At 65.7% G+C, this 4,081-nt stretch carries 2 protein-coding genes and 1 pseudogene; 1 reads left to right on the top strand and 2 read right to left on the bottom strand.

Going from position 1 to position 4,081, the window contains the following annotated elements; genetic code table 11:
* Nucleotides 1-935, bottom strand: a pseudogene (locus LQV45_RS19680) (hypothetical protein); the annotation flags it as partial.
* A 370-nt stretch (nucleotides 936-1,305) separates the two neighbouring features.
* Nucleotides 1,306-1,656, bottom strand: a complete 351-nt coding sequence (locus LQV45_RS19675) for a hypothetical protein (protein ID WP_230008460.1) — start codon at nucleotides 1,654-1,656, stop codon at nucleotides 1,306-1,308.
* 209 nt (nucleotides 1,657-1,865) lie between these two features.
* Here LQV45_RS19675 and LQV45_RS19670 point away from each other — a divergent pair.
* On the top strand, nucleotides 1,866-4,081 hold a 2,216-nt coding region (locus LQV45_RS19670; protein WP_230008459.1), incomplete at its 3' end, for a hypothetical protein.

Here is a 4,081-nt window from a genome sequence, read left to right as displayed (position 1 = left end):
ATCGAGTTCAGGACGTAACTTCGCCCGATCACAAGGGCCAGCGCCAGCACCGCCATCGACACCGCCACGGCCAACCCCACGCCGCTCGTCGTACTCCGTCTCCGGCCCCGGGGGGCAACGGCAATGGCGCCCACGGCGCTGAGCACCGTCAGCCACGCCAGTATTGGGCCGAGCCGGTCCAGGGTCCGGATGGTTTCCGTGGCACGGACCAGTTCAGGCGACTGGAACAGGGCGATCTGCGCGTCAACTTCCGGGATCCTCGAGGCGATATCCACCCCTTGCTGGACAAGGAGAGTCTTGACCCGGGCGATGATCTCTTTCGTGGAAATCGACACCGTGCCATTCTCATCAATACTGACCGTGCCTCCCGTGCTTCCCGTGGCAAGGTTGACCAGCCCCTGGTGCGCCACCCGGTTCACCTGGATCCAAAGGTCCTGGAACTGCGGCGTCGCCACGAATCTGGCAACGGCGGTATGGATGAGCGTTTTGGTCTGCTCCGCAAGCATCGGGGCCAGCCCGGTAAGCACGGCCGCCACGCGGGGCGCCGTTTTAGCGAGCTCGTTCAGGGCATCGCGCGTGATGGTCTGGAAATCCACGGCGTCGTTGATCTGTTGGGTGACCTTGTCGGCGATTTCGGCCTGGATCGCAGGGTCCGAGGCCAACGGTGCGACGGTGGCGACGTAGCGATCGGTGTCGATGACTTCGCTGCGCAGGTAGAGGGCCGGAACTGTCGCGAAGGCCAACAGGCCAGTGATAACCACCAGCACGATTGCCACAATGCGCCGGGCCAGCCCCGGATGCCGCACGGCCGGCCTCGGCGGGGCCTTGCGGGCAGTGTCCCGTTCCTGCTGGAGACGGGCGACTTCGGCCCGTAACCGCAGAATTTCTTCCTGTTCCGGGCTAGCGGGGCCAGCGGGCTGATCGTTCAGCGACATGAGGGGATCCGCCTTAGCTTGTGTTCCGCGGCTGGGCATTTCACGGCTATTTTCATTGTTCACTCGGCGTGCCGGTCCAGCCCCACCCACACAGGGTGATCTGTCACGCCGGGGAAGGGCCCGCCTCGGCCGTCCCTACGGGCTGGACGCCGCGCGTCGGACGTGCAAAGTGGCGCACCGAATCCCGGCCCTGCCCGCGAAATTTCAGCCGGCCGGCCTGCTGTCATCCGTTTTGGGTGATGACGGCGGCGGGTTCAGGATTCGCCGCCCAGCCGCCGCCCTGCCGCGAAGAATGCCACTTTTGCGATCAACAGGAGTGCACCTAAATCGGCAATCATTTGGACGGACACGACACCCCTCGCCAGCTGGCTTACCGGCGTAATATCCCCGAACCCGACGGTGGCGCGAAGAGACACAAAAACATCAACAGGGTTTCGGCGACAGCCGCGGCCGCCAGAACCCTCGGGATATGCGCCACGAGTATCAGCCGCAATTGAATTGCCAGGACTGCGAAAAAGACCAGCACGACACCCGCCAGGCGGATCCAGGCGGCCGCGGGATCGGCGTCATTGAATCCCCCGACGGGAATAAAGAAATACAGGGCGAGGACCACAACCGAAAATGCGATGAGACGTGCAATCGCGAAAATAATGACCCGCCTGCGGTCGGCCTTGTCGAGGTCATGAAGGAAAATCGGGTCTGTCGGGCTGCCGTGCTTCATAGGCATGACTGATGATACAGCCGGGCACCCAATTCGTGCCGTGCCGCAATCGGGTCGCCCTAATCGCCGTATTGTCGCGCTAAGGAGCGGCGCACAAGGGGTCTTTGCGCCCTGTTGGTGCCCTTTTGCCCCCACCTAGCATGTGGAATGTGAGAGATAGGCTAGAAGCCGAATGGGTACCGGGCCCACAGTTCAAGATCCGCCCGCCTGTGCGCGGTCTCGGAGCGTTGGAGCGTCCACGTCTGGAAAGCGCCCTGTCCGCGGCCGCAGATTCGCACCGCCTGACCCTCGTCGCGGCCCCGGCCGGCTACGGCAAGTCAACTTTTCTGGGTGATTGGGTCCGCAAGTGCGCTCTGCCGTGCGCATGGCTGTCGCTGGACAGGTTCGACACGCAGCCCGCGCGGCTGTTTCACGGTGTTGTTGGGGCGATCCAGTCCGCGGCGGGCAAACTGCCGTTACCCGGAACCGACGCCCTTCTCGCCCTTGACCCGAGCCTTGCCCACGACCGGGCGGCCTCCTACGACCTTCTCCTCGGGGCACTCGAGCACCTCACCGAACCGATTGTCCTGGTGATCGATGACGTCCATTTGGCCGGGCCGGGGCTGGCGAACGGAATCGTCGGGGTGCTCGCCGCATCGGCACCCCCCTCACTGCGGCTGGTCCTCTCGGGACGCGGCCATACGTCCATTCAGCTCGAAAGATTCCGGTACGGCGAGGGACTGGGTGAACTTCGCGCCGCCGAACTGGCCTTCACGCGGGAGGAAGTTGCCCAGTTCGCCAGTGCGCTGGGACAAGATCAAACGTTCGACGCCGGGTCGCTCTGGAAGATGACTGCCGGCTGGCCTGTGGCAGTCCACGCCAGCCTGGTCTCCTTGGCGCAGGCCCGCAACGTGCCGCTTGCAACGCCAGGCTCCGCGCCTACGCACGTCCCGCTCGCCGACTACGTCGCGGAAGAGATCCTCGACCAGATCGAACCGTCGCTGGCCGAATTCATTCTCAGGGCCACTGCCAGCGACTGGCTCGGACGCCGGCTCGCCGTCGAACTCGAAGGCCGTCCCCGCGGCGGCGTGCTGCTTGAGGAATGCCTCCGTAACGGGCTCTTCATCGAGGAGCACGAATACCGTGCGGGCGAATCGATGTTCCGGTGGCATTCCCTCTTCGCGGCGCAGTGCCGGCGCATCCTGCAGCGGCGCGACCCTTTGCTCGCCGAGCGTCTGCACCGCGTGGCGGCGAGGTACTACCAGGACGTCGACGTCGTCGAGGGCGTCGCCCAGGCGCTGCAAGGAAGCGCGCCCCGGCAAGCCGTGATTTCCCTCGGCGCCCATTGGCTCGAATTCCTGCTCGGAAACGACGTGCAGACCCTGGAACGGCTGTGCCTGGACCTCCCGGCACCGTGGGGCGAGGATCCGGAGATCCTGATGATCCGATCGGTCTGCCGTGCCCTTTCCGGCGACGGCACCGCCGCGGCCGAGTTCACCGACCGGGCGCTGTCGCGGACCTTCGCGCTGGACGCAATTCGACGCCGGAGACTGGAGAGTTACCGGGCGCTCTACGAGCCGCTGCCCGCCGACGGCCGGCTGGACCCGCACACCGAGACGGACGACGGCCGGTCGACGACGGACATTTCAGGAGATGGCCGCTCCAGCTCCTTCTCGACAGGACTGTTCCTGCTGGCCCAGGCAGAGTTCCGGCTGCACCGCACCGGCGAACTTGGCACGGCGCTGCTCCAGGCAACGGCGGCCACAGGCAACCCGGAACAGCTGGAAGCCGTGGAAATCTGCGCCCAGGCCGAGCTCGCGTTGGCTCACGCCATCGCCGGTGACCTCGTGAGCGCCGACGAACTTGGCACGGCGGCGTTGGACCGGGGAGAGGCGCTGGGTTGGAATTCGCGGCAGCGGATGGCTCCGGCCTGGCTGGCCCGTGGCATCGCGTGCTACTGGAATGATGATCTGAAGGCTGCGCGGACCTGTCTTACCAAAGCGCAGCGATTGGGCAGCGAGCTGTTCCCGACCGGTCCGCTCAGCGCCATCTATCGGGTCCTGGTTGATTGCGCCGCCGGCGACCTGGTCCGCCTGGCCGACTCCGGTGCGGCGCTGGAGTCCTTTCACGGGCGGGGACGGTACGCCGTGTCATGGAATGCCCTGGAGACCATCGCGGTGGCGAAAATTGCCGAAGCCAGGGGCGACCGGGACGGAGCTTTGCGGACCGTCCAACCACTCGGTGCCGGGGGGCACGGCGCATTGGCGGATACGCTGCTGGCGGAGTTGCTGCGCCGCGAAGGTGACACCGCCGCTTCGCAACGCTGTGCCGAATCACTGGCCGATCGCCGCGGCAGCTCATATGTCGACACCTGCCTGAGCCTGACCGAGGCGATCATGGCCCATGGAGCCGGAGATGCCGCGGCGGCACACGAGCGGATTGAACA

It is taken from the genome of Microbacterium sp. Bi128, assembly GCF_918698205.1.
Note: the sequence above shows the minus strand (reverse complement) of the source record. Positions and strands in the feature narration are given on the sequence as shown.